The sequence below is a fragment of the Variovorax sp. LjRoot130 genome (assembly GCF_964253755.1).
GTDB lineage: Bacteria > Pseudomonadota > Gammaproteobacteria > Burkholderiales > Burkholderiaceae_C > Variovorax.
The window spans coordinates 1,360,001-1,383,946 of the sequence record NZ_CAXURM020000001.1; the positions used below are offsets into that span (position 1 = coordinate 1,360,001).

Annotated in this window: 17 protein-coding genes, 1 tRNA gene, 2 rRNA genes and 2 pseudogenes (1 of these 22 running past the window's edge); 12 read left to right on the top strand and 10 right to left on the bottom strand. The window is 65.2% G+C overall.

Annotated features, from left to right (window positions below):
* The 3 genes from ACSQ86_RS06825 to rrf form a co-directional block, all read left to right on the top strand.
* Nucleotides 1-37: transfer RNA gene (locus ACSQ86_RS06825), tRNA-Ala, on the top strand (it extends 39 nt beyond the left edge of the window).
* A 321-nt stretch (nucleotides 38-358) separates the two neighbouring features.
* A 23S ribosomal RNA gene (locus ACSQ86_RS06830) occupies nucleotides 359-3,231 on the top strand.
* A gap of 118 nt (nucleotides 3,232-3,349) precedes the next feature.
* A 5S ribosomal RNA gene (gene rrf / locus ACSQ86_RS06835) occupies nucleotides 3,350-3,462 on the top strand.
* 312 nt (nucleotides 3,463-3,774) lie between these two features.
* Here rrf and ACSQ86_RS06840 read toward each other — a convergent pair.
* The 3 genes and pseudogenes from ACSQ86_RS06840 to ACSQ86_RS06850 all read right to left on the bottom strand — a co-directional run bounded on the left by ACSQ86_RS06840 (nucleotide 3,775) and on the right by ACSQ86_RS06850 (nucleotide 5,640).
* Nucleotides 3,775-3,975, bottom strand: coding sequence for a hypothetical protein (locus tag ACSQ86_RS06840; protein WP_436308641.1), 201 nt, complete (start codon nucleotides 3,973-3,975; stop codon nucleotides 3,775-3,777).
* Nucleotides 3,976-4,157: 182 nt separating this feature from the next.
* Nucleotides 4,158-4,265, bottom strand: a pseudogene (locus ACSQ86_RS06845) (DNA topoisomerase IB); the annotation flags it as partial.
* Between the two features lie 169 nt (nucleotides 4,266-4,434).
* Nucleotides 4,435-5,640: a Y-family DNA polymerase gene (locus ACSQ86_RS06850; RefSeq protein ID WP_093106828.1), complete on the bottom strand. Its 1,206-nt coding sequence runs from the start codon at nucleotides 5,638-5,640 to the stop codon at nucleotides 4,435-4,437.
* 101 nt (nucleotides 5,641-5,741) lie between these two features.
* Here ACSQ86_RS06850 and ACSQ86_RS06855 point away from each other — a divergent pair, with 101 nt between their 5' ends.
* The gene (locus ACSQ86_RS06855; RefSeq protein ID WP_436292556.1) at nucleotides 5,742-6,308 is read left to right on the top strand and encodes a putative glycolipid-binding domain-containing protein; all 567 of its coding nucleotides are present in this window, start codon (nucleotides 5,742-5,744) and stop codon (nucleotides 6,306-6,308) included.
* 4 nt (nucleotides 6,309-6,312) lie between these two features.
* On the opposite strand, the gene ACSQ86_RS06860 is transcribed toward ACSQ86_RS06855, so the two are convergent.
* Together ACSQ86_RS06860 and ACSQ86_RS06865 are read right to left on the bottom strand one after the other, a co-directional pair.
* Entirely contained in the window at nucleotides 6,313-7,296 is a 984-nt protein-coding gene (locus ACSQ86_RS06860) for a tripartite tricarboxylate transporter substrate binding protein (protein ID WP_436308642.1), read from the bottom strand.
* Entirely contained in the window at nucleotides 7,293-8,198 is a 906-nt protein-coding gene (locus ACSQ86_RS06865) for a LysR family transcriptional regulator (RefSeq protein WP_436308643.1), read from the bottom strand. The genes ACSQ86_RS06860 and ACSQ86_RS06865 overlap by 4 nt, the downstream gene beginning before the upstream one ends.
* Nucleotides 8,199-8,313: 115 nt before the next feature.
* Between ACSQ86_RS06865 and ACSQ86_RS06870 the strand changes: the two genes are divergently transcribed.
* Together ACSQ86_RS06870 and ACSQ86_RS06875 are read left to right on the top strand one after the other, a co-directional pair.
* Nucleotides 8,314-11,022: a tannase/feruloyl esterase family alpha/beta hydrolase gene (locus ACSQ86_RS06870; protein WP_436308644.1), complete on the top strand. Its 2,709-nt coding sequence runs from the start codon at nucleotides 8,314-8,316 to the stop codon at nucleotides 11,020-11,022.
* Nucleotides 11,022-12,353: a hypothetical protein gene (locus ACSQ86_RS06875; RefSeq protein ID WP_436303089.1), complete on the top strand. Its 1,332-nt coding sequence runs from the start codon at nucleotides 11,022-11,024 to the stop codon at nucleotides 12,351-12,353. Before ACSQ86_RS06870 ends, ACSQ86_RS06875 begins: the two co-directional genes overlap by 1 nt.
* Nucleotides 12,354-12,369: 16 nt before the next feature.
* On the opposite strand, the gene ACSQ86_RS06880 is transcribed toward ACSQ86_RS06875, so the two are convergent.
* Entirely contained in the window at nucleotides 12,370-13,527 is a 1,158-nt protein-coding gene (locus ACSQ86_RS06880) for an alpha-hydroxy acid oxidase (protein ID WP_436303090.1), read from the bottom strand.
* Nucleotides 13,528-13,612: 85 nt separating this feature from the next.
* Here ACSQ86_RS06880 and ACSQ86_RS06885 point away from each other — a divergent pair, with 85 nt between their 5' ends.
* From ACSQ86_RS06885 to cynS, 6 genes are all read left to right on the top strand, one after another.
* Nucleotides 13,613-14,788, top strand: a complete 1,176-nt coding sequence (locus ACSQ86_RS06885) for a PAS domain S-box protein (protein ID WP_436303091.1) — start codon at nucleotides 13,613-13,615, stop codon at nucleotides 14,786-14,788.
* Nucleotides 14,785-15,459: a response regulator gene (locus tag ACSQ86_RS06890; protein ID WP_093106809.1), complete on the top strand. Its 675-nt coding sequence runs from the start codon at nucleotides 14,785-14,787 to the stop codon at nucleotides 15,457-15,459. Before ACSQ86_RS06885 ends, ACSQ86_RS06890 begins: the two co-directional genes overlap by 4 nt.
* Before the next feature lie 125 nt (nucleotides 15,460-15,584).
* Nucleotides 15,585-16,946 (top strand): CmpA/NrtA family ABC transporter substrate-binding protein, encoded by a 1,362-nt coding sequence (locus ACSQ86_RS06895; RefSeq protein WP_436303092.1) that lies wholly within the window; start codon nucleotides 15,585-15,587, stop codon nucleotides 16,944-16,946.
* A 4-nt stretch (nucleotides 16,947-16,950) separates the two neighbouring features.
* Nucleotides 16,951-17,811, top strand: a complete 861-nt coding sequence (ntrB, locus tag ACSQ86_RS06900; protein ID WP_436308645.1) for a nitrate ABC transporter permease — start codon at nucleotides 16,951-16,953, stop codon at nucleotides 17,809-17,811.
* A gap of 22 nt (nucleotides 17,812-17,833) precedes the next feature.
* A complete protein-coding gene (locus ACSQ86_RS06905; protein WP_436303095.1) occupies nucleotides 17,834-18,658 on the top strand; it encodes an ABC transporter ATP-binding protein in 825 nt (274 codons plus the stop codon).
* A 32-nt stretch (nucleotides 18,659-18,690) separates the two neighbouring features.
* On the top strand, nucleotides 18,691-19,134 hold the full coding sequence (gene cynS, locus ACSQ86_RS06910) for a cyanase (RefSeq protein WP_436303096.1): 444 nt from the start codon (nucleotides 18,691-18,693) through the stop codon (nucleotides 19,132-19,134).
* A gap of 24 nt (nucleotides 19,135-19,158) precedes the next feature.
* Here the strand turns inward: cynS and ACSQ86_RS06915 are convergent, their stop codons facing one another.
* From ACSQ86_RS06915 to ACSQ86_RS06930, 4 genes and pseudogenes are all read right to left on the bottom strand, one after another.
* Nucleotides 19,159-21,057 carry a hybrid sensor histidine kinase/response regulator gene (locus ACSQ86_RS06915; protein WP_436308646.1) on the bottom strand — a complete coding sequence of 633 codons (1,899 nt, stop codon included), beginning with the start codon at nucleotides 21,055-21,057 and terminating at the stop codon, nucleotides 19,159-19,161.
* Nucleotides 21,058-21,341: 284 nt separating this feature from the next.
* Nucleotides 21,342-21,407 (bottom strand): annotated as a pseudogene (locus ACSQ86_RS06920) (hypothetical protein); the annotation flags it as partial.
* Nucleotides 21,408-21,537: 130 nt separating this feature from the next.
* Nucleotides 21,538-23,694, bottom strand: coding sequence for a phosphocholine-specific phospholipase C (locus tag ACSQ86_RS06925; RefSeq protein WP_436308647.1), 2,157 nt, complete (start codon nucleotides 23,692-23,694; stop codon nucleotides 21,538-21,540).
* 47 nt (nucleotides 23,695-23,741) lie between these two features.
* Entirely contained in the window at nucleotides 23,742-23,942 is a 201-nt protein-coding gene (locus ACSQ86_RS06930; RefSeq protein WP_436303099.1) for a hypothetical protein, read from the bottom strand.
* Nucleotides 23,943-23,946: the final 4 nt, after the last annotated feature.

Below are 23,946 nucleotides of genomic sequence, written 5' to 3' on the forward strand. Positions count from 1 at the left end.
CAGGGGGTCGTCGGTTCGATCCCGTCATCCTCCACCATACACCGGTAGTTTGAAATTCAACACCAAAGAGGCTTTGTGCGTGAGCATGAGGCTTCTTTGTTGTTGATCGAGATCTCTTGATCAATCGGCTGTTCTTTAAAAATTCATAGAGTCGAATCAGCGTTGCTGATGGAAACTGCACATTCGTAAAGGTTTAGTGCAGACCGTGCCATCAGCGACATGAATTTTTGATTGCGTCAAATGAACTTCAATTTCGAGTCAAATCGAAAGTATGAAGACGGCATAACGCGTCAGGTGAAAGACCTGACATATTCCTTGAAATGATTTTGGTTTCTGTGAAGAAACGTCAAAGTTATAGGGTCAAGTGAATAAGAGCACGTGGTGGATGCCTTGGCGATGATAGGCGACGAAGGACGTGATAGCCTGCGATAAGCTTCGGGGAGCTGGCAAATTAGCTTTGATCCGGAGATTTCCGAATGGGGAAACCCACCGAAAGGTATCGCATGATGAATACATAGTCATGCGAGGCGAACCGGGTGAACTGAAACATCTCAGTAGCTCGAGGAAAAGACATCAACCGAGATTCCGAAAGTAGTGGCGAGCGAAATCGGAAGAGCCTGTTAGTGATAGCACAAGACTTAACGGAACAGCTTGGAAAGGCTGGCCATAGCGGGTGATAGCCCCGTACGTGAAAAGACCTGTGTGGTACTGAGCTAACGACAAGTAGGGCGGGACACGAGAAATCCTGTCTGAATATGGGGGGACCATCCTCCAAGGCTAAATACTCATCATCGACCGATAGTGAACTAGTACCGTGAGGGAAAGGCGAAAAGAACCCCGGGAGGGGAGTGAAATAGATCCTGAAACCGCGTGCTTACAAAAAGTCGGAGCCTCGTAAGGGGTGACGGCGTACCTTTTGTATAATGGGTCAGCGACTTACATTCAGTGGCAAGGTTAACCGAATAGGGAAGCCGTAGAGAAATCGAGTCCGAATAGGGCGTCCAGTCGCTGGGTGTAGACCCGAAACCAAGTGATCTATCCATGGCCAGGATGAAGGTGCCGTAACAGGTACTGGAGGTCCGAACCGACTAGTGTTGCAAAACTAGCGGATGAGCTGTGGATAGGGGTGAAAGGCTAAACAAACTTGGAAATAGCTGGTTCTCTCCGAAAACTATTTAGGTAGTGCCTCAAGTATTACCGTCGGGGGTAGAGCACTGTTTTGGCTAGGGGGTCATGGCGACTTACCAAACCAAGGCAAACTCCGAATACCGACGAGTACAGCTTGGGAGACAGAGCACCGGGTGCTAACGTCCGGACTCAAGAGGGAAACAACCCAGACCGCCAGCTAAGGTCCCTAAAATTGGCTAAGTGGGAAACGAAGTGGGAAGGCTAAAACAGTCAGGATGTTGGCTTAGAAGCAGCCATCATTTAAAGAAAGCGTAATAGCTCACTGATCGAGTCGTCCTGCGCGGAAGATGTAACGGGGCTAAGCCAGTTACCGAAGCTGCGGATTTGCAATTTATTGCAAGTGGTAGGAGAGCGTTCTGTAAGCCTGTGAAGGTGCGTTGTAAAGCGTGCTGGAGGTATCAGAAGTGCGAATGCTGACATGAGTAGCGTTAAAGGGGGTGAAAAGCCCCCTCGCCGTAAGCGCAAGGTTTTCTACGCAACGTTCATCGGCGTAGAGTGAGTCGGCCCCTAAGGCGAGGCAGAGATGCGTAGCTGATGGGAAACAGGTCAATATTCCTGTACCGATGTGTAGTGCGATGTGGGGACGGATCTTAATAGGTCATCCGGGTGTTGGATATCCCGGTTTAGTTGGAAGTAGGCGATGGGTAGGCAAATCCGCCCGTCATATACCGAGGCCAACGATCGAGCCAGCTTGCTGGTGAAGTGACTGAACGAGGTTCCAGGAAAAGCCACTAAGCTTCAGCTACACACGACCGTACCGCAAACCGACACTGGTGCGCGAGATGAGTATTCTAAGGCGCTTGAGAGAACTCAGGAGAAGGAACTCGGCAAATTGACACCGTAACTTCGGAAGAAGGTGTGCCCTATTAGTGTGAAGTGAACAACGGAGCATGAATGGGTTGCAAAAAATCGGTGGCTGCGACTGTTTATTAAAAACACAGCACTCTGCAAACACGAAAGTGGACGTATAGGGTGTGACGCCTGCCCGGTGCTGGAAGATTAAATGATGGGGTGCAAGCTCTTGATTGAAGTCCCAGTAAACGGCGGCCGTAACTATAACGGTCCTAAGGTAGCGAAATTCCTTGTCGGGTAAGTTCCGACCTGCACGAATGGCGTAACGATGGCCACACTGTCTCCTCCTGAGACTCAGCGAAGTTGAAATGTTTGTGATGATGCAATCTCCCCGCGGAAAGACGGAAAGACCCCATGAACCTTTACTGTAGCTTTGTATTGGACTTTGAACAGATCTGTGTAGGATAGGTGGGAGGCTTTGAAGCAGGGTCGCTAGATCTTGTGGAGCCAACGTTGAAATACCACCCTGGTGTGTTTGAGGTTCTAACCTAGGTCCATTATCTGGATCGGGGACAGTGCATGGTAGGCAGTTTGACTGGGGCGGTCTCCTCCCAAAGCGTAACGGAGGAGTTCGAAGGTACGCTAGTTACGGTCGGACATCGTGACGATAGTGCAATGGCATAAGCGTGCTTAACTGCGAGACTGACAAGTCGAGCAGATGCGAAAGCAGGACATAGTGATCCGGTGGTTCTGTATGGAAGGGCCATCGCTCAACGGATAAAAGGTACTCTGGGGATAACAGGCTGATACCGCCCAAGAGTTCATATCGACGGCGGTGTTTGGCACCTCGATGTCGGCTCATCTCATCCTGGGGCTGTAGCCGGTCCCAAGGGTATGGCTGTTCGCCATTTAAAGAGGTACGTGAGCTGGGTTTAAAACGTCGTGAGACAGTTTGGTCCCTATCTTCCGTGGGCGCTGCAGATTTGAGGAAGCCTGCTCCTAGTACGAGAGGACCGGAGTGGACACACCTCTGGTGTATCGGTTGTCACGCCAGTGGCATTGCCGAGTAGCTAAGTGTGGAAGAGATAACCGCTGAAAGCATCTAAGCGGGAAACTCGTTTCAAGATGAGATCTGCCGGGGCCTCGAGCCCCCTGAAGAGTCGTTCAAGACCAGGACGTTGATAGGTCGGGTGTGGAAGCGCAGTAATGCGTTAAGCTAACCGATACTAATTGCTCGTGCGGCTTGACCCTATAACTTTGATCTACGATCAAGGTGTTATGCCAAGTTGACGCATTCAAAACACTCAAAGCTGATTCCAAACTCTATGAATTCGTTGTATTGACCCAGTCAATGCAACAACCCTTTATGCCTGATGACCATAGCGAGGTGGTCCCACTCCTTCCCATCCCGAACAGGACAGTGAAACGCCTCAGCGCCGATGATAGTGCGGGTTCCCGTGTGAAAGTAGGTCATCGTCAGGCTCTTACAGCCCCAAAAAGCCCAACCAGAAATGGTTGGGCTTTTTGCTTTGGGGCGCCTCGCACGGCCTTCTGCGCGCGCCTGGACTCCAACCAGTGCCGATGCAGGAAAGCCGGAAAGCCGGAAAGCCAGCAGCCGCGCCTCAGCGGAGTGAAGCCGGCGCCCACTTTTAGTTCTGCCGGCGATCTCCTGCCAGATGTCGTTCATGGCGCCCGCATCGCCTGCCAGTTTCGAGCCGAGTGCCAGAACGGCCGGATGCACATAGGCCTTCTTGCAGACTGCCGGCGTATTACCGAGCTGCTTGGCCACGACGCTCAGGATCTCCTTGGCGCTGTGGCGCATGGCGGGTGACGCGTCGACGCGTCCGCGGGATCGACGTCAGAACAAGCCAGCCGTGTCAGTTCGAGCGCCTGCACGGTGCCGTGCCAGGTCCGGGAATCCTTCGCTGTGAAATTGTCGCCGGCGGCCTCGCGCAAGTAGTCGTTGACGTCGGTCGACGAGAGGATGCGCGGCATGCCGTCCTCGTCCTAGTACTGGAACAAGGTGGTGTCGAGCAGCCGCACCAGCGTGGCCAGCACCAGCTCGCGGTCCAGCGTCGTCCTTTTGCTGCCTGGCTGCAGGTCGCGCGCGACGCGGGCGCTTGCAGGTGCCCGTTCGGCAGCGGGCAGATCCAGACATCCGTGTATGCGGGCGGAATGGACAGCTGCCGGATGCGCGAGAGCTCGTCGACGTCGCGCAGCCACTGGCCCTTGGCGTTGCGGTAGCGAAAGCTGTTGCCGCGCTTCACCCGGCTCAGACCGAGCATCTCCGGGTTGATGTAGACCAGACCGTTGGCGCGCGCCGTGCGCGACTGTAGGACGCCGCAGGTGCCGGGGGTGCGATGCGCGCCCGCCACCGCGATCACGCTCGCGATCAAGCGCAGCCTCGCGAACTGACTTCAGTGGCAGGGCGGCGCGCCAGTGCGTTGAAGAAGCCTAGAACAGCGAGGCGGTAGCCGCCGCCGCATCGGCCAGGCCGCGCGACCGGTTCGCCGCCCTTGGAAGCGCGTCGGCCGCAGAAGCCTCGGGACTGTTCGCCTTCACCAGCGCGCCCACGCGCACACCCAGGAGCCGCAGCGGCCGATCGAGCGGCACGCGCTTGAGGCACAGTCCGGCGGTCCGCCGGATGGTCTTCGCGTCGGCGGTGAAGTGGTCGATGGTCTGGTCGCGCGTGGCGATCTTGAAGTCGTCGTAGCGCAGCTTGATGCCGATGGTCTTGCCGACGTAGCCCTTGCGCTGCAGGTCCTCCGCGACCTTCTCGCACAGGTGCGTGAAGATCGCGCCCAGTTCGGCGCGGTCGCGCACCGCCTGCAGGTCGCGGTCGAAGGTGGTCTCGCGGCTCATCGACACCGGCTCGCTCTCGGTCACCACGGGCCGCTCGTCGCGGCCCCAGGCCACCTCGTGCATCCAAGCGCCGGTGGCCTTGCCGAAGTTCTCGACGAGCCAGTCGCGCTCCCGAGCCGCGAGTTCGCCGATGGTAAGGATGCCGAAGCGCTGGAGTTTCTCGTCGGCCTTGGGCCCGATGCCGTTGACCTTGCGGCAAGGCAGCGGCCAGATGCGCGTCTGCAGATCGCTCTCGAACACGACGGAGATGCCGTTGGGCTTGTCGAATTCGCTCGCCATCTTGGCCAGGAGCTTGTTCGGCGCGATGCCGATCGAGCAGGTGAGGCCGGTGGCATCGAAGATCGAGCGCTGGATCAGCCGCGCCAGCACGCGGCCGCCCTCGCGCTGGCCGCCCGGCACCTCCGTGAAGTCGATGTAGACCTCGTCGACGCCGCGGTCCTCCATGACCGGCGCGATCTCGGCGATCACCTGCTTGAACCTGCGCGAATACTTGCGGTACTCGTCGAAGTCGACCGGCAGGATCAGTGCCTGCGGACACAGCTTCGCCGCCTTCATGAGTCCCATTGCCGAGCCGACGCCGAACTGGCGCGCCGGGTAGGTCGCGGTCGTGATCACGCCGCGGCCGGCATAGTCCTTGAGCAGCGGAAAGGCCTCGACCGGAATGTCGGCCAGCGTGCCGCCCTCGGGCAGATTGCGGATCGCTTCGTCGACCTTGCGCCGCCCGCCGCCGATCACCACCGGCAATCCCTTGAGTTGCGGATAGCGCAGCAATTCCACCGAGGCGTAGAACGCATCCATGTCGAGGTGGGCAATGCGGCGGATCGGGGCGGCTGTCACGGTACCGATTTTGAACGCTTCGGCGCGGGTGCTGGTGCGCGAGGGGCATCGATGACATCATCATGGCCATGCAAATCGTTGCCACCATGTTCTGGCGCCGGCTCGACCTGCCCGGCCATGACGCCTGCCGTCTCGAAAAGCACGGCAACGGGTGGCAGCTCGACGGCGCCGCGGTGTTCCGCAACGAGGACGGCCGGCCCGTGCGGCTGGACTATCGCGTGCATTGCGACAACGCGTGGCATGCGCAATGGGGCCGCGTGCGCGGCTGGATCGGTTCTGCGGCCGTCGACTTCGCGATCGCGCGTGGCAGCAACGGCGAATGGTCTTTCAACGACCAGGTGGTGCCTGGTCTGGCCCATTGCACGGACCTGGATTTCGGCTTCACGCCTGCCACCAATCTCGTGCAGTTGCGACGCCTCAACCTCAAGCTCGGCGAGAGCGCCCAGGCGCCGGCGGCCTGGCTCGACCTCGATGACGACAGCCTCGGCCCGCTGATGCAGACCTACGAGCGGCGCGCGGACAGCGAGTACTGGTACCAGGCGCCGCGCTTCGACTACGAGAGCATGCTGGTGGTCACGCCGGAGGGCTTCGTTTCGCAATACCCGACGCTCTGGGCCGCCGAGGACTGAAGCCCTATTCGAACAAGGCCGCGTGGCCGGCCACCAGTGCCTGGTTGCGTTGCCGGTCGAGCGCGATCTCGCGCGCGAAGGCGTCGACGCTGCCGATGGCCGGCAGGTTGTGCGCTTCTCGAAGCCGCTCGCGCAGCACGCTGCCCTCCAGCGCACGATTGATCTCGGCATTGAGCCGCCGCACCACCGCGTCCGGCGTGCGTGCCGGCGCGAAGATGCCGAACAGCGACGCCAGGTTGGCCTGTGCGAAGCCGAGCTCCGCCAGCGTCGGCACCTGCGGCAGCGCATCGAGCCGCGCCGGCGCGCCGACCGCCAGCGCCTGCAGGCGGCCGGCCTGGATGTACTGCAATTGCTGCGCGGCCACGTTGGTCGAAAGCACCTCGAACTGTCCGCTCAGCGCGTCGTTGAGCTGAGGCCCGCCGCCCTGGTAGGGGATGTGCGTGATCGTGGCGCCGCTCCTGATGCGCACCTGCACCAGCACCATGTGGCCGATGGTCGCCACGCCCGAGCTGGCCCAGCGCACGGCCCCCGGCCGCGCTCGCGCGAGCGCGATCATCTCGTCGAAGTCGCGGCCGCGGAAGGCCGGCGTGCCCACCACCAGCACCGGCGTGCGCATCACGCTGGCCACCGGCGTGAACGCGCGCAGCGGGTCGTAGCGCACGCGCGCGAGCAGCGGCTGCAGGGTCAGCGGGCTGATGGCCGAGAAGGCGAGCGTGTGGCCGTCCGGCGCCGCGCGCGTCAATGCATCCATGCCGACGCTGCCGCCCGCGCCCGCGCGATGCTCGACCAGCACCGGCACGCCCAGCGACTGCGCGAGCGGCTCGGCCAGTGCGCGCGCCATGCTGTCGCTGACCCCGCCGGGCGGGTAGACGACCAGCAGGCGAACCGGCCGATCCGGCCAGGATGCGGTTGCCGCCCGTGCAGCGAAGGGCGCTGCCAGCGTGGCGAGCCCCCACCGTCCCAGCGTGCGGCGCTGCAGGTGCGTCATGCCGCCGCCAGCTCGCGCAACAGCGCGGCGAAATGCAGGGCCGGCAGGTTGTCCTCGTCCTCGCGCGACACCAGCGTGAGCGGCGCATCGAGCCGCTCGCTGCCAGCCAGCGGGCCGTAGCGGATCGCGTGCGGATGCACGCCGCCCATCGACGCCGGCACCACCGACAGCCCGACCCCGGCGGCGACCAGGTTCAGGTTGGTCATCATGCGGTCCACCTCGGCCACCACGCGCGGGCTGAGACCCTGCGCGTTGCAAAGCGCCAGCAGGTCCGCGTACAGCCCCGGCGCACCGGGGCGCCGCACGAGGATCATGTCTTCCTCGCACAGCTGCGCGAGCGACAGGGGCGCGCCCGCCTCGCCGGCACCGGCGAAGCGATGGTCGCGCGGCATCGCCACCAGCACCGGCTCGCGCAGCAGCATCTCGAACCGGAGCCCCTTGGGCCGCGCCACCGGCACGCGCAGCAGGCCGCAATGCAATCGGCCGGCGGCCAGCGCCTCGGTCAGTTCGGCGGCATTGTTCTCGCGCAGCCGAAGCTCCACGCCGGGGTGGCTGCGGCGAAAGGCGCGCAGCGCATCGGGCATGAAGCGGTGCGCCGCCGCCGAGCTGGTGAAGCCGAACGAGAGCACGCCTTCCTGCCCCTTCGCGACGCGTGCCATGCGCTGCTTCACCGTCTCCATGTCCTGCAGCATGCGCAGGGCTTCGGCCTGGAACTGGCGGCCCGCATCGGTCAGCGCCATGCCGCGCGGATGGCGCCGGAACAGCGCCACGCCGAGCTCGCGCTCGAGCCCCCTGATCTGCTGGCTGAGCGGTGGCTGCTGGATGCCCAACTGCTCGGCCGCGCGCGTCATGTGGCCGGTCTCGGCCACGGCCGCGAAGTAGCGAAGTGCTCTTATCTCCATATTTTTTTCGTATTGAACAAGGCTTGTTATTTTATTTGACGCTAGGTCAGGCGTCGCGCATCTTCGGTGCCCCAGCCAAGAGGCCCCCATGAGGCCTCATTCCGGAGACATACCCATGCGCCTCTCGCGCTTTCGCACCTTCATCGCTTTCGGCCTCGCCTTGCTTCTTTCCGCCTGCGGCGGAGGCGGCGGCGGCAACGCCGGTTTCGCCGGCTTCTCGAATCCGCCGGCCAGCTCGCCCGGCAGCTCGGACACCGACACCGATCCGCCCGTCACGCCGCCCGGCCCGATCACGCCGCGCGTGGCCTGCGCCTCGCTGGCCGGCATGAGCCTGGCCGCGGCGCAGATCGGCCTGGCGACAGGCGGTGCGACCGTGAATTCCGCCGTCGAGGTGGCGGCCAACGAACCCGGCAATGTGCTCGGCGCGCACTGCCGCGTGCGCGGCAGCATCCAGCCAGTCGACCCGAACGCGCTGGCGATCAACTTCGCCGTCAACCTGCCGCAGCAGTGGAACCAGAAGGTGATTCACTTCGGCGGCGGCGGCTTCAACGGCCGCCTGATCGACGGCACCGAAACCATCCGCTTCGGCCCGCCGGGCAAGCCCGCGCCGCTGGCGCTCGGTTACGCGACCTTCGGCGACGACTCCGGCCACCAGAGCAGCAGCATCACCGACGGCCGCTTCGCCGCCAACGACGAGGCGCTGGCCAACTACGGCGGCCAGTCGCTCAAGAAGACGCATGACGCCGCGCTGCTGCTGGTGCGCGCGCACTACGGCAGCGAGCCGAAGAAGGCCTACTTCCTCGGCACCTCCACCGGCGGGCGCGACGCGCTGGCTTACATCCAGCGCTGGCCCGGCGACTATGACGGTGTGATCGCCAACGAGCCGGCGCTCAACTACAGCGGCACGCGCCTGTCGAACGTGGCGGTGGGCCGCGCGCTCTATGCCAATGGCGGCGCGGGCTGGGTCAACGTCGCCAAGACCCTGCTGGTGCAGCGCACCGTGCTGCAGGCCTGCGACCGGCTCGACGGCGCGATCGACGGCATCGTGAGCAACGTCGAGAGCTGCCGCCAGCTCAACACGCAGATCCTGGCCTCGCTGCGCTGCAGCGGCGGCACCGACAACGGCGATGGCTGCCTCTCCGACCCGCAGCTCGCGAGCATCCGCGCGATCGAGTCGCCGCTGGTCTTCACCAGCTATGCGCTCGCCAACGGCGTGCGCCGCGCCGGCGGCTACAACATCCTCGAAGGCGCGCTCGTGGCCGGGCCCTACACCACGCGCGACCTCGGATCGCGGCCCGTGCCTGCCAACCCCGCGACCTCGGCCGACGCCAACATGTACGTCACCGGCGACCAGTGGGTGAAGTTCTTCGTCACGCGCATCGAGGCTTTCGACTCGCTCGGCTTCGATCCGTTCGACCCCGGCCCCTATGCGGCGCGCGTGACCGAGGTGTCGGCGATCACCGACGCCACCAACCCGCAGCTCGGACCCTTCCTCTCGCGCGGCGGACGGCTGATCCTGCTGCACGGGCTGGCCGACGAAGTGATCAGTCCCAATTCCACCATCGACTACTACCAGCAGCTGATCGCCACCGTCGGCCAGGACGCGGTGGACCGCGGCGTGCGCTTCTACACAGTGCCCGGCATGGGTCACGGCACCGGCGTCTTCATCCCGGCCTGGGACTCGCTCGCGGCGCTCGAAGGCTGGGTCGAAGGCGGCCTGGCGCCGGCCACCGGCGTGGCGATGGACAGCGTGGCCGGCAGCTTCGGCCGCACGCGGCCGCTGTGCCAGTTCCCGGCCTGGCCCAAGTACCGCGGCAGCGGCAGCCTCGATGCGGCGATTAACTACAGCTGCGTGCAGGAAGCGGGCGACCCGCTCGCCTGTCCGAATCTGCCGGCCGCGGCCACGCACTACAAGGGCGGCAACAGTTCGGGCGAGGAGCTCGACGTGCTCGTCGATCCGTCGATGATGGCCTACACGGTCACCATCGATGCCAGCCTGCAGCGCGCGGCCGGCACGCAGCGCAGCGGCACACTGATCGCGCAGGGCAACTGCAGCTACGGCAGCACCGAGAACGGCGCGGTCTTCAGCTTCGCCGCCGGCGGCGTCCTGCAGGGGGGCGTGGCGGCGCCCGCGGGCAGCAGCTTCCTGCCGCTCGTCGCTTTCCGCAACACCTTCGAGAACGCCGCCACGCCGACCGTGTTCAACCCGGTCGCGAACATCTTCAACGCGGTCGGCGTGCAGCAGGGCACGGGCGGCACCTCGGCCCATGCCGCGGCCGTGCGGCTGCGCAATGCGGGTACCTTCCAGTACTGCCGCGACCCGGTGACCGGCCGCTTCATGACCTACGACCCCAACTGCACCCAGACCGAGAAGGGCTACATCAGCTGGACCGCCGCGCGCGGCGCCTTCGACGTCCACACCACCTCGCCGACCGGCGGCGCCACCACCACCGGCGGCACGCTCAGCGGCTCGATGGTGATCGGCCTGGTCAACGGCGCTGCGGTGCCGCTGCACCTGGTGCGCGAGTCGACGGCCAACCAGGGCATGCGCCTGCTGGCGATCCAGCAGAGCCTGGCCCCCGGTGCGGCCGACGGCGTCTACGCCGTTGCCAGCGTGCAGGGCGAAACGCGCGAGGCCACCGTCGCAGGCAGCAGCTTCAACCTGGGCGGCGCGGCCGCCGCGCTCGGCTACGACACGCCCGTGGTCGGCGTCGTGCAGGCCGATGCCGGACGCCCCGGCAATTTCATCTTCAACCAGGGCGTCCTCGGCTTCGTGTCCACCTCGGGTTCGAACGCGGCGCTGGAACTCGGAGTGCGGCATTGATGAAGAAAAAGGAAGCGATCCTCGTCCTGCTCGTCGGCCTCGCGGCTGCATGGGCCACCCACGCGGCATCGCCGGCGCCGGCGAGCTGCCCGGCCCCGGTGCCGAGCACCGCGCGCTGCTACACCGGCCAGGACGGCGCCGGCGCCTTCTACTGGATCGCGATCCCGCGCGACTGGAACAAGGTGCTGGTCATGCATGCGCACGGCGGCCCTGAGACCGGCCCGCCGGCGCTCGAGCGCAGCCGGAAGGACCTGGAGCGCTGGGCCGTCACGGTGAATACCGGCTATGCCTGGGCCGGCTCGACCTACCGGCGCGGCGGCTACGGCGTGACGATGGCGGCCGAGGACACCGAGCGCCTGCGCGGGCTCTTCGTTGCGCACTTCGGCGCACCGCGCCGCACGCTGCTGCACGGCCAGAGCTACGGCGGCGCCGTGGCTTCGAAGGCGGCCGAGCTCTATGCGCAGGTCGACGGCAAGCCGGGTCCCTACGACGGCGTGCTGCTGACCAACGGCGTGCTCGGCGGCGGCAACAGCGCCTATGAGTTCCGGCTCGACCTGCGCGTGGTCTACCAGTACGTCTGCCGCAACCATCCGAAACCCGAGGAGCCGCAGTACCCGCTGTGGATGGGCCTGCCGAAGGATTCGAAGCTCACGCGCGCCGAACTCGCGGAGCGCGTGAAGGCCTGCACCGGCGTGGGCATGCCGGCCGCGCAGCGCTCGCCCGAGCAGGCGGCGCGGCTGAAGACCATCCTCTCGGTGGTGAAGATTCCCGAGCGCACGCTGGTCGGCCATCTCAACTGGGCGACCTGGCTGTTCCAGGACCTGGCGCAAGATCGCCTGGGCGGCCGCAATCCCTTCGGCAATGTCGGCGTCATCTACCAGGGCTCGGCCGACGATGCGGCGCTCAATGCCGGCGTGCTGCGCTATGCGGCCGATCCGCAGGCGCAGGGCGCGCTCGCGAGCGACAGCCGGCCCACCGGCCGCACCACCCTCCCCACGCTCACGCTGCACGCGATCCACGACCCGACCGCTTTCGTCGAACTGGAGAGTGCCTACCGCGCGATCCGCGAAAGCGCCGGCACCGACGACCGCCTGGTTCAAAGCTTCAGCGATGAATCCGAGCACAGCTATCTGAGCGAGCCCGAATACCCTGCGCTGTTCGCGGCGCTCGTGGACTGGATCGACAAGGGCGACAAGCCCACGCCGGCTTCGCTGGCGACGCGTTGCGCCGCCTTCGAGCCCACCTTCAACGACGGCGGCAAGGACCGCTGCCGCTTCAAGCCCGACTACCGCAGCCCGCCGCCGCTCGAATCGCGCGTGCCGGTGCGCTAGGGCCTGTTAACAGGCCCTAGAACGTGCCCGGCAGCAGGATGCTCGAATCCACCTCGTCGATTTGCGTGCGGCCGCAAAACGCCATCGTGAGATCGAGCTCGCGCTGGATGATTTGCAGCGCGCGCGTCACGCCGGGCTGGCCGAAGGCACCCAGGCCGTAGAGGAAGCTGCGCCCGATCAGCGTGCCACGGGCGCCCAGCGCGCGCGCCTTCAGCACGTCCTGGCCGCTGCGGATGCCGCCGTCCATCCAGACCTCGATCTCGGTGCCCACCGCCTCGGCGATCGCCGGCAGCGCCTCGATGGAGGAGGGCGCGCCGTCGAGCTGGCGCCCGCCGTGGTTCGAGACGATCAGCGCATCGGCGCCGCTGGAGGCCGCGAGGCGCGCATCTTCCACATCCATGACGCCCTTCAGGATCAGCTTGCCGCCCCAGAGCTTCTTGATCCACTCGACGTCGGCCCAGCTCAGCGTCGGGTCGAACTGCTCGGCCGTCCAGGACGAGAGCGACGACAGATCCTTCACACCCTTCGCATGGCCCGCGATGTTGCCGAAGGTGCGGCGCTTGGTGCCCAGCATGCCCATGCACCAGCGCGGCTTGGTCGCCAGGTCCATCAGGTTGGCGAGCGTGGGCTTGGGCGGCGCAGTGAGGCCGTTCTTGATGTCCTTGTGCCGCTGGCCGAGGATCTGCAGGTCCAGCGTGAGCTGCAGCGCCGAGACGTTGGCGGCGCGCGCGCGCTCGATCAGCCGCTCGATGAAGTCGCGGTCGCGCATCACGTAGAGCTGGAACCAGAAGGGATGCCGGTCGGTGTGCTCGGCGATGTCTTCCAGCGAGCAGATGCTCATGGTCGAGAGCGTGAACGGAATGCCGAAGGCCTTGGCCGCGCGCGCGCCGAGGATCTCGCCGTCCGCGTGCTGCATGCCGGTCAGCCCCGTGGGCGCGATGGCCACCGGCATCGCGACCTCCTGGCCGATCATGGTGCTGGCGGTCGAGCGGCCCTCCATGTTGACGGCCACGCGCTGGCGCAGCTTGATCTTCTGGAAGTCGCTTTCGTTCGCGCGGTAGGTGCCCTCGGTCCAGGAGCCGGAGTCGGCATAGTCGTAGAACATGCGCGGCACGCGCTCTTTGGCGATCACTCGCAGGTCTTCGATGCAGGTGATCCGGGAAAGGTCGGGCACGCGAGGTCTCCTTGGTCGTGAATGGCGTTGGGTGTCGATTATCGGGGTGCACCAACCCGGCACGCCTGTTGCTTGCATCTGGTGCATGGAGACACCCGTCCTGCCGACACCGGCCAGCCACCCGCTCTGGCAGCACCAGCTCGGGCTCCTGCTGGAGTCCACCGGCGAGGGCATCTTCGGCATCGACCTCGACGGCCACTGCATGTTCATCAACCGTGCCGGCGCGCAGATGCTCGGTCACCCGCAGGCCGAGGTGCTGGGCCGCAACATGCACGAGCTCACTCACCACTCGCACCCGGACGGCTCGCATTACGCCGACACCGACTGCCCGATCTTCAACGCCTTCCGCCGCGGCCTGCCCTGCCGCATCGACACCGAGGTGTTCTGGCGCGCCGACGGCAGCGCTTTCGCGGTCGAGTATTCGAGCCACCCCATCGTGGACGGCGCCCAGGTGCGCGGCGCCGTCATCACCTTCGTCGACATCACCGAGCGCCGCCGCGCGGCCCGCGCGCTGCAGCAGGCCAAGGACGAGCTGGGCCTGCGCGTCGACGAGCGCACGCGCGAGCTGAGCGACGCGCTGGCCAAGCTGCGCGAGCTCTCGGCCTGGCTCGACAAGGTGCGCGAGGACGAGCGCACGCGCATCGCGCGCGAGGTGCACGACGAACTCGGCAGCCTGCTGGTGGCGCTCAAGATGGACGTCAACTGGATCGGCAAGCGTCTCGGCGAACAGCAGGAGCGCAGCCCGGCAGCCGCCGAAGACATGCGCACGCTCATGCGCGGCAAGTGCCAGAACATGAGCGGGCTGATCGAGCGCGCGGTCGACAACGTCGGCCGCATCATCACCGACTTGAGGCCCAGCATCCTCGATCACCAAGGCCTGTGGGCCGCGCTCGAATGGCAGGCGCACGAGTTCGTGCAGTCGGCCGAGCTCGAATTGGCCTGGCACATGGAGGTGCAGCCCGGCATCGAGCTGCCCGAACCGGCGGCGATCGCGGTGTTCCGCATCTTCCAGGAGATGCTCAGCAACGTCGGCCGCCATGCGAAAGCCTCGCGGCTCGACATCCGCATCGAGGCCGATGCGTCGTTGCTGCGCATCGCCGTGCGCGACAACGGCATCGGCGCTCCGGCCCATGTCTTCGAAGCTGCCACCGCCTACGGCGTGCTCGGCATGCGCGAGCGCGCACGCCACTTCGGCGGGCGCATCGAGATCGAGAGCGAGCCCGGCGCCGGCAGCGTGTTCCAGCTGGAGATGCCGCTGTGACGAAGCCCAAAGACATCCGCGTGCTGATCGGCGACGACCACCGCATCGTGCGCGAAGGCCTGAAGCAGGTGCTGGGCGACCTGTCGAACGGCGTGCCCGAGATGCTGGTCGTGGCCGAGGCGCAGACCGGCCCCGAGGTGCTGGAGAGCGTGGCCGCGCTCGGCGGCACGCAGGGCCTGGACGTGGTGCTGCTCGACATCGCGCTGCCGGCGCGCGACGGCCTCGACGTGCTGCAGGCGCTGCGCAAACAGTGGCCCGCGCTGCCGGTGCTGATGCTCAGCACCTACCCCGAGAAGCAGTACGCCGTGCGCTGCATCAAGCTGGGCGCGGCCGGCTACCTCAACAAGAGCGCCGATCCGGACGACATGGTCGGTGCGGTGCGCAAGGTGGCGGCCGGCGGCAGGTATGTGTCGGCCGCCACGGCCGAGGCGCTGGCGGCCGCCGTCGGCAATGCATCGGCGCTGGGCGCCGAGGCGCTCTCGCACCGCGAGCACCAGGTGTTCCGCCTGCTCACGGCCGGGCAGACCGTGAGCGAAATCGGTGCGCAGCTCGGCCTGGCGCCCAACACGGTCAGCACCTACCGTGCGCGCATCCTCGAAAAGACCGGTACCAAGAACGACGTCGAGCTCGCCTTGTATGCCGAACGGCACGCCAAGCCGACATCCATGTAGTGCTGGCCCTACACGGCGTCGACCGGCCTCCCGCGATTTCGCGTGAAGAGGCGTGAAGAGGCCGCGCAGGTGCGCAACCGGCCCGGCCCTTGCATCGCTGCTGCATCTTTTCAACGAGGTGCACCATGTCCCTACTGCCTGACGCCAAAGCCTGCGACCCCTACGACGCCGACCGGCCTTTGGTGATGCGCTGCGCGTGCGGGCGCGACCATGCGCCCGGCGAGCATGTGGGCGCCATCGAAGACTCGAACGCCAAGCTCGAGGCCAGCCTCATGAAGGCGCTGTTCCCGGTCGACAGCGTGCGCCGCAACTTCCTGCGCGCGGTGGGCGCCAGCACCGCGCGCGCCGCGATCATGTCGGTGCTGCCGCTGGGCGCGCTGCAGGCCATGGCGCAGGAGAAAGGCCCGCTCGAGAAGAAGGATCTGAAGATCGGCTTCATCCCGATCACCTGTGCCACGCCCCTGATCATGGCGCACCCGCTGGGCTTCTATCAGAAGCAGGGCCTCAACGTCGAAGTGGTCAAGACGGCGGGCTGGGCGCTGATCCGCGACAAGATGCTCAACAAGGAATACGACGCCACGCACTTCCTGTCGCCGATGCCGCTCGCGATCTCGATGGGCGCCGGCTCCAACGCGGTGCCGATGAACGTGGCGACGATCCAGAACACCAACGGCCAAGCCATCACGCTGGCCAATAAGCACAAGGACAAGCGCGACCCGAAGATGTGGAAGGGCTTCAAGTTCGCGGTGCCCTTCGAGTACAGCATGCACAACTTCCTGCTGCGCTACTACGTGGCGGAAGCGGGCCTGAACCCCGACACCGACATCCAGATCCGCGTGGTGCCGCCGCCCGAGATGGTAGCCAACCTGCGCGCCGGCAACATCGACGGCTATCTCGGCCCCGACCCCTTCAACCAGCGCGCCGTGTTCGAGGAAATCGGCTTCCTGCACATCCTCACCAAGGACCTGTGGGGCGGCCATCCTTGCTGCGCCTTCGGCAGCTCGACCGAGTTCATCCAGAAGAACCCCAACACCTTCGCCGCGCTCTACCGCTCGGTGCTCACGGCTTCGGCGATGGCGCGCGATCCGAAGAACCGCGAACTCATCGCCAAGGTGATCGCGCCGGCGCAGTACCTCAACCAGCCCGAGACCGTGCTCACGCAGGTGCTCACCGGCCGCTTCGCCGACGGCCTGGGCAACATCAGGACAGTGCCCGATCGCGCTGACTTCGATCCGATCCCGTGGCAGTCGATGGCGGTGTGGATGCTCACGCAGATGAAGCGCTGGGGCTATGTGAAGGGCGAGGTCAACTACAGGCAGATCGCCGAGAAGGTGTTCCTGCTGACGGATGCCAAGAAGCACATGAAGGAACTGGGCCAGACGCCGCCCGAAGGCGCTTATCCCAAGTTCACGATCATGGGCAAGGTGTTCGACCCCGCGAAGCCGGAGGACTACGTCAAGAGCTTCGCGATCAGCAAGATGGCCTGACGCCATGCACAAGGTCATGAACCTCAAGGCGGCGCTGCTCTCGGTCTTGCTCTTCGCCGTGTTCCTCGCGGTATGGCAGGTGGCGACGATGTCCGCAGGCGGCGCTGCCTCGCAGGCCGGCATGTCGGCCGAGCAGATCGAGTACCAGAAGATGCTCGGCAAGGATCCGGGCCAGGTGAAGTCGGCGGGCTTCCCGACGCCGGGCGAGATGGGTGCCACCGCGTGGAAGCACCTGTCGAATCCCTTCTACGACAATGGCCCCAACGACAAGGGCATCGCGATCCAGCTCGCCTGGTCGCTGGGCCGCGTGGGGCTGGGCTTTCTGCTGGCTTGCCTGGTCGCGGTGCCGCTAGGCTTCGTGATCGGCATGTCGCCCTTGCTGCAGAAGGCCTTCGATCCCTTCATCCAGGTGCTGAAGCCGATCTCGCCGCTCGCATGGATGCCGCTCGCGCTCTACACCATCAAGGACTCGTCGGTGAGCGGCATCTTCGTGATCTTCATCTGCTCGGTCTGGCCGATGCTGCTCAACACCGCCTTCGGCGTGGCCTCGGTCAAGCGCGAGTGGCTCAACGTCGCGAGCACGCTGGAAGTGAAGCCGCTGCGCCGCGCCTTCCGCGTGATCCTGCCCGCGGCCGCGCCGACCATCCTCACCGGCATGCGCATCAGCATGGGCATCGCCTGGCTGGTGATCGTGGCGGCCGAGATGCTGGTCGGCGGCACCGGCATCGGCTACTTCGTGTGGAACGAGTGGAACAACCTCTCGCTCACCAACGTGATCTTCGCGATCCTGGTGATCGGTGTCGTCGGCATGCTGCTGGACCTGGCGTTCGCCGGCCTGCAGAAGAAAGTCACTTATGTGGAGTGATCGCTCTTTCCAGGCCCTCGCCATGACAACCAACGCTGCTGCGGCTCGCCCCGGCGCCGGCTTTCTGCGCATCGAATCGCTTTCGAAGTCCTTCGTGCCCGGCAAGCCGGTGTTCGCCGACGTGTCCTTCACGCTCGACCGCGGCGAGTTCGTCTGCATCATCGGCCACTCGGGCTGCGGCAAGACCACCGTCCTCAACGTGCTCGCGGGCCTCGACACTGCGTCGGGCGGCCACGTGTTCATGGACGGCCGCGAGGTGGCCGGGCCGAGCCTGGAGCGCGGCGTGGTGTTCCAGAGCCATGCGCTGATGCCCTGGCTCACGGTGCGCAAGAACATCGCCTTCGCAGTGCAGTCGCGCTGGCCCGACTGGTCGGCCGCGCAGGTCGACGAGCAGGTGCGCAAGTTCGTCGCGCTGGTCGGCCTCGACGGCGCGATCGACAAGAAACCCTCGCAGCTCTCGGGCGGCATGAAGCAGCGCGTGGGCATCGCACGCGCCTTCTCGATCCAGCCCAAGATGCTGCTGCTCGACGAACCCTTCGGCGCGCTCGACGCGTTGACGCGCGGCACGATCCAGGACGAACTGATGAGCATCGTGCGGCAGACGCAGCAGACCGTCTTCATGATCACGCACGACGTCGACGAGGCCATTCTTCTCGCCGACCGCATCCTGCTGATGAGCAACGGCACGGAAACGGCCGGCGGCTATAGACCCGGCAACATCGCCGAGACCGTGGTCAACCCGCTGCCGCGCGAGCGCACGCGCGCGGGGCTGCATCACCTTGACGGCTACTACGCGCTGCGCAACCACATCGTCGACTTTCTCGTCACGCGGGCCAAGGCCTCGTGAGCCCTTTACCCATTTCAATCAGGAGCATCCGCATGAACCGCAACGACATCACCGAAAAGATCATCACCGTCAAGGTGGCCAAAGGCATCCAGTGGGCCGACGTGGCCAAGAAGGTCGGCCTCTCGAAGGAGTGGACGACGGCCGCCTGCCTGGGCCAGATGACGCTCGACGACAAGCAGGCCAAGATCGTCGGCAAGATCTTCGGCCTCACGCCCGAGGAGCAGAAGTGGCTGCAGGTGGTGCCCTACAAGGGCTCGCTGCCGACGCCGGTGCCCACCGATCCGCTGATCTACCGCTGGTACGAAGTCGTGAGCGTGTACGGCAGCACGATCAAGGAACTGATCCACGAAGAGTTCGGCGACGGCATCATGAGCGCGATCGACTTCAGCATGGACATCCAGCGCCAGGCCGATCCGAAGGGGGATCGGGTGAATGTGGTGTTGTCGGGGAAGTTCCTGCCGTACAAGACCTACTGACGATCGGCGTCGAGGCGCAAGGCGTCAGGGCTTGTCGAGCAGGCGTCCGAGCAGACTTTCCAGTTGCCGAACGTCTATGGGTTTGGTGAGGTGGGCATAGAAGCCGGCGTCGAAACTGGTATCCCGGTCCGACGCTTGTCCATACCCGGTGACCGCGATCAAGGCCGGAGGATTGGCGACCTCGCGGCGAACCCTTTGGGCCACCTCCACGCCGCTGAGGCCCGGCAAGCCGATGTCCATCAGCACCAGGTCGGGTTGCTCGTTCTTGATCGCCTCCAGCGCCGCATACCCGTCGAAGGCGGTGCTGGTGACGTAGCCCAGGTTGTCGACCAGGACGGACATCGTCTCCGCCGCATCCATGTTGTCGTCGACGATGAGAACCCGCTTGCCGGCTTCCGGCCCATCGGCCCTGCGCATCTCCAGAGGCACCGCGATGGTCGGCAGATGGATGACGAATTCGCTTCCCTGGCCCGGCACGCCCTTGCTGAAAGCGCTGATCTCGCCGCCATGGAGCGTCACCAGTTGCTGCACGAGCGTGAGCCCCAGGCCCAGCCCTCCCTGCGAGCGGGAAACGTCCTGATCGCCCTGGGCGAACATCATGAAGATTCGAGGCAGATGCTGGGGCGGAATGCCGGGCCCGTCGTCGCTCACGCTGATCTCCGCATCGCTGCCCGCCGCTTGCAGGCGGACCTTGATGTGCCCGCCGCCCGGCGTGAACTTGACGGCGTTGTTCAGCAGATTGCAGACCACCTGGATCATGCGGGCACGGTCGCCGCTGATCCATAGGTCCTTGGCGGGCGTGTCGAGCGCAAGCGTATGCCGTTTGGTGTCGGCCATCGGCTTCACGGTCTCGACGGCTTCCGCGATCACCTCGGAGAGCTTCACCGGCTTGGCTTCGAGGTGAATCTTGCCACTCGTGATCCGGCCGACATCGAGCAGGTCGTCGACGAGCCGCGTGATCTGCTTGAGTTGACGCGAGATGATGCCGGACATTCTCTTCAGCGTCCCGCCCTCCGCGTTCGGATGTTCGACGATCGCCAGCGCGTTGGCGATCGGTGCGAGCGGGTTGCGCAGCTCATGCCCCAGCATCGCCAGGAAGGTCGTGATCCGCCGTCCTTCGTCCTCGAGAATGGACGCACGCCGGCGCTCGGTCAAGTCGCGCGTGACCTTGGCGAATCCCCGGTGGCGACCGGTCGCGTCGAAGAGCGCGGTGATCACGACGCTGGCCCAGAACCGGCTGCCGTCCTTTCTCACGCGCCAACCCTCGTCCTCGTATCGTCCGACCTCGCGCGCTATTTCGAGCTCCTTGTCGGGGAAGCCCGTCGCGGCCACCTCGGGCGGATAGAAGACCGAGAAATGCCGGCCGATGATTTCCCCGGCTTCGTATCCCTTGTTGGCCTTCGCCCCGGTGTTCCAGCTGACGACGTAGCCGCCTGGATCGAGCATGAAGATCGCGTAGTCCTTGACGCCGTCCACCATCAGCCGGAAGCGCTCTTCACTGGTGCGAAGCAGGTCTTGCTGTCTTTGGCGTTCCGTCAGATCCCGGGTGATCTTCGAAAAACCGCGCAGCGACCCGTCCGGTCCGGTCAGCCGGGTGATGACGATGCTGGCCCAGAAGCGCGTCCCGTCCTTGCGAAGCCGCCAGCCCTCGTCCTCGAACGCCCCCACCTCGGCCGCGACCTTGAGCTCGTGCTGGGGCCACTCCTTCTCCAGCAGCTCCGGGGGATAGAACAGCGAGAAATGGCGCCCGATCACCTCTTCGGCCTGGTAGCCCTTGAGCTTTTTCGCCCCGGTGTTCCAGCTGAGAACGATGCCGCCGGGGTCGAGAAAGAAGATCGCGTAGTCCGCGATCGTATCCACCATGAGGCGGTAGTCAGCGTCCGTGACGACGCCCAGGTCGAGGGGTCTGCTGACGTCAGCCATTGTTCTGGTCTCGATTGAAGGCGACAAGGCAGGCATATGGCCGTTTTCGGCGGGAGAAAGTCGTGTCGGCGCGACTTTCGTATGGATCGTCCGACGCCAGGGTGCGCAAATGTCCCAAGCCGGCGTAGGAGGCCTACACCCGCACCACACCGGCGTCGATCTTCTCGACATCGGTATGTAGAACATGCGCGGCACGCGCTTCTGCGCGAGGACGCGAAGGTCCTCGCCACCAGCTCGCGCGGCGTCCTGGCCGGGAAGTCGTTGGCCGCCACGATCAGGAGCGGCGACTTGAAGAGGCCGGCCACCGGCACGAAGCTCTTGATCGGATCGAACGTGAGCTTGGCCTGCATGTACTTCGCGATCAGCGTCGAGCTGTCGCCGAGCAGCAGCGTGTAGCCGTCGGGCCGATGTCCCCGGCGCTTGAGCCAACTCAAGCGCCGGATTGTCCGACAAGCGGCAATGGCCCGGGGCGCCCTGGCTTCAGCTCTTCAGGTGCAGCGCCATGGCCGGATCGCTCACGCCCGGCTTGCCGGTTTCGACACGGCCGGCGAAGCGGCGTTCGAAGTTGTCCGACGTGACCGTGAAGTCGTACCAGTCGCCGCTCTTCTGAAGGTTCCAGTGCTGCGTTTCGGTCGTGCCGACCCGAACCTTCATCGTCCAGGGGCCTTCGCTGAGGTAGGCGTTGGGTGTGACCGTCACGCGGCCGGCTTCCTTGCCGCTGTTGTGCACCCTCAGATAGAGATGGCCGCTGTGGGCCTGATAGCCTATCTGGACTTCGGGCTTGAATGCCGCGGTGTCGTGGAACAGCGCGTCGCCCTTGAAGCTGCGCACATAGCCGTTGGGGCCATAGACCCAGAGCTCGTACTTGCCGCTGTCGGAGAGGCCCGTGTTCCAGGTGTCGGTCAGCGTCTTGCCGGCCTCCACGGTGTAGCGGCGCGGAATGCGGTCCAGGTGCAGCTTGTCGTAGACGTGGAAGACGGCGCCTTGCTTGCCGCTGTTGGCGAACACCAGCGACAGCATGCCGCGCGGCTCGACCCGCGCGCTGGTGTGCAGCTCGTAGGGCAGGGCGCGCGAAAAGCGCGTGCCCGTTTCCTGGAACAGCGGCTGCGGCATGGCCGGCGCCACCGGTGCAGGCAGCAGCTTCTGCCCGGCTTCGATCGCGGCGTAGTTGCTCATGTCGGGCAGCTGGGGCCACTTCGGATCGTTGGGCGTCTTGAAGTCGAAGGCGGAGCTCAGGTCGCCGCACACCGCACGGTGCCAGGGGCTGATGCTGTCGACTGTGATGCCGAAGCGCTTCTCGAGGAACATGCCCACCGAGGTGTGGTCGAAGACCTGCGAGTCGACCCAGCCGCCCTTGCTCCATGGCGAGACCACGTACATGGGCACGCGCGCGCTCAATCCCCAGGGCCGCACGTTGCCGCTGATGGTGTCTTCGGGCTTGAGGTAGCGGCGCGCCGGGTCGGAGAAATACTCGCCGTCCAGCGGCACCGTCGACTTGCCCGCGAGCGTGCCGTCGGCGTTGTACGAGGGCACGGCGGGCGGCGGCAGGTGATCGAACAGGCCGTCGTTTTCGTCGAAGGTCAGGAAGAACACGGTCTTGCTCCAGCTTTCGGTGCTGGCGGTGATGGCGTCCAGCACCTGCGAGGTGAAGTCGCCGGCCTTGGCGGGGCTGGAGCCCGCGCCCGGATGCTCCGACTGCCAGGCGGCCGGCAGCACCCACAACACCGCGGGCAGCGTGCCGTTGATCACGTCGTTGCGCAGATCGGCCAGGGTCCACTTCTTCATGCCCTTCTCGTAAAGCGGCGAGCCGGAGGTGGCCGTCGCGTTGCGGAAGCTCTCGAACGCGAGGCCGCCGTGCATGGCGCCGGTCCAGTTGTCGTTCGGGTCCTGGTAGATGCGCCAGCTGATGCCGGCCTTTTCCAGCAGGTCGGGCAGCGTCGGCCACTGGAAGGAGGAACCGGCGTAGGTGTAGCCGGGGGTCGGCATGGTGCCCTTGATCCAGCAGCGCAGGTTGTTGGGTTCCGCGTCGGTGTCGGTGCTGTTGATGCCGCGGCGGCCGAGCTCGGGGTTGAAGTTCGAGCCCGACCAGAAGACGATGCGGTTGGGGTCGGTGCCGGTGGTGATGGAGCAGTGATAGGCGTCGCAGATGGTGAAGGCCTCGGCCAGCGCGAACTGGAAGGGAATGTCCTCGCGCTTGTAGTAGCCCATCGAGTACTGGTTCTTGTACTTCGGCCACTGGCCGAACTTGCCCTGGTTCCAGGCCGCCTGCGAATCCGAGAAGCTGTGCGGCGTGCTGGGCACCAGGAGCGCGTTGGTCTTTTCCTTGTCGAGGTGGTAGGGCGGGATCTCCTTGGTGCCGTTGGACTGGAACCAGACCGGCTTGCCGCTTTCCAGCGGGATCGGGAAGCGGTCGCCGAAGCCGCGCACGCCGCGCATCGTGCCGAAGTAGTGGCTGAAGGAGCGGTTCTCCTGCATCAGGATGACGATGTGCTTGACGTCCTGGATGGTGCGGGTCTCGACGGCCGCTTCGACCGCCAGTGCGCGGCGGATGGAGGGCGGCAGCATGGTGAGGGCGGACGCGGCACCCAGGGTGCCGGCCGTCTTGCGAAGGAAGTCGCGTCGTTGGGGATTGTTCATGGTCATGGTTGCAACTCGAAGATGTGAAGGACGAGGAGGGGGATGGGTCAAGGCGCCCAGCTCAGGGATGGCGAGGGGACGTTGTCCGCCGTCGAGTCATCGGACTTCTCCGTGGTCGGTGCCGGTTTGCTTGCCGCCGTCGCGCCCAAAGCGCCGCCATCGGAGCCGGAGCCACCGCCGCCGCACGCGGCGAGGCTGAGCAGAAGAGCGGCGGTGCAGAGGCCGCGGGTGAAGAAGACAGGTTTCATTGCG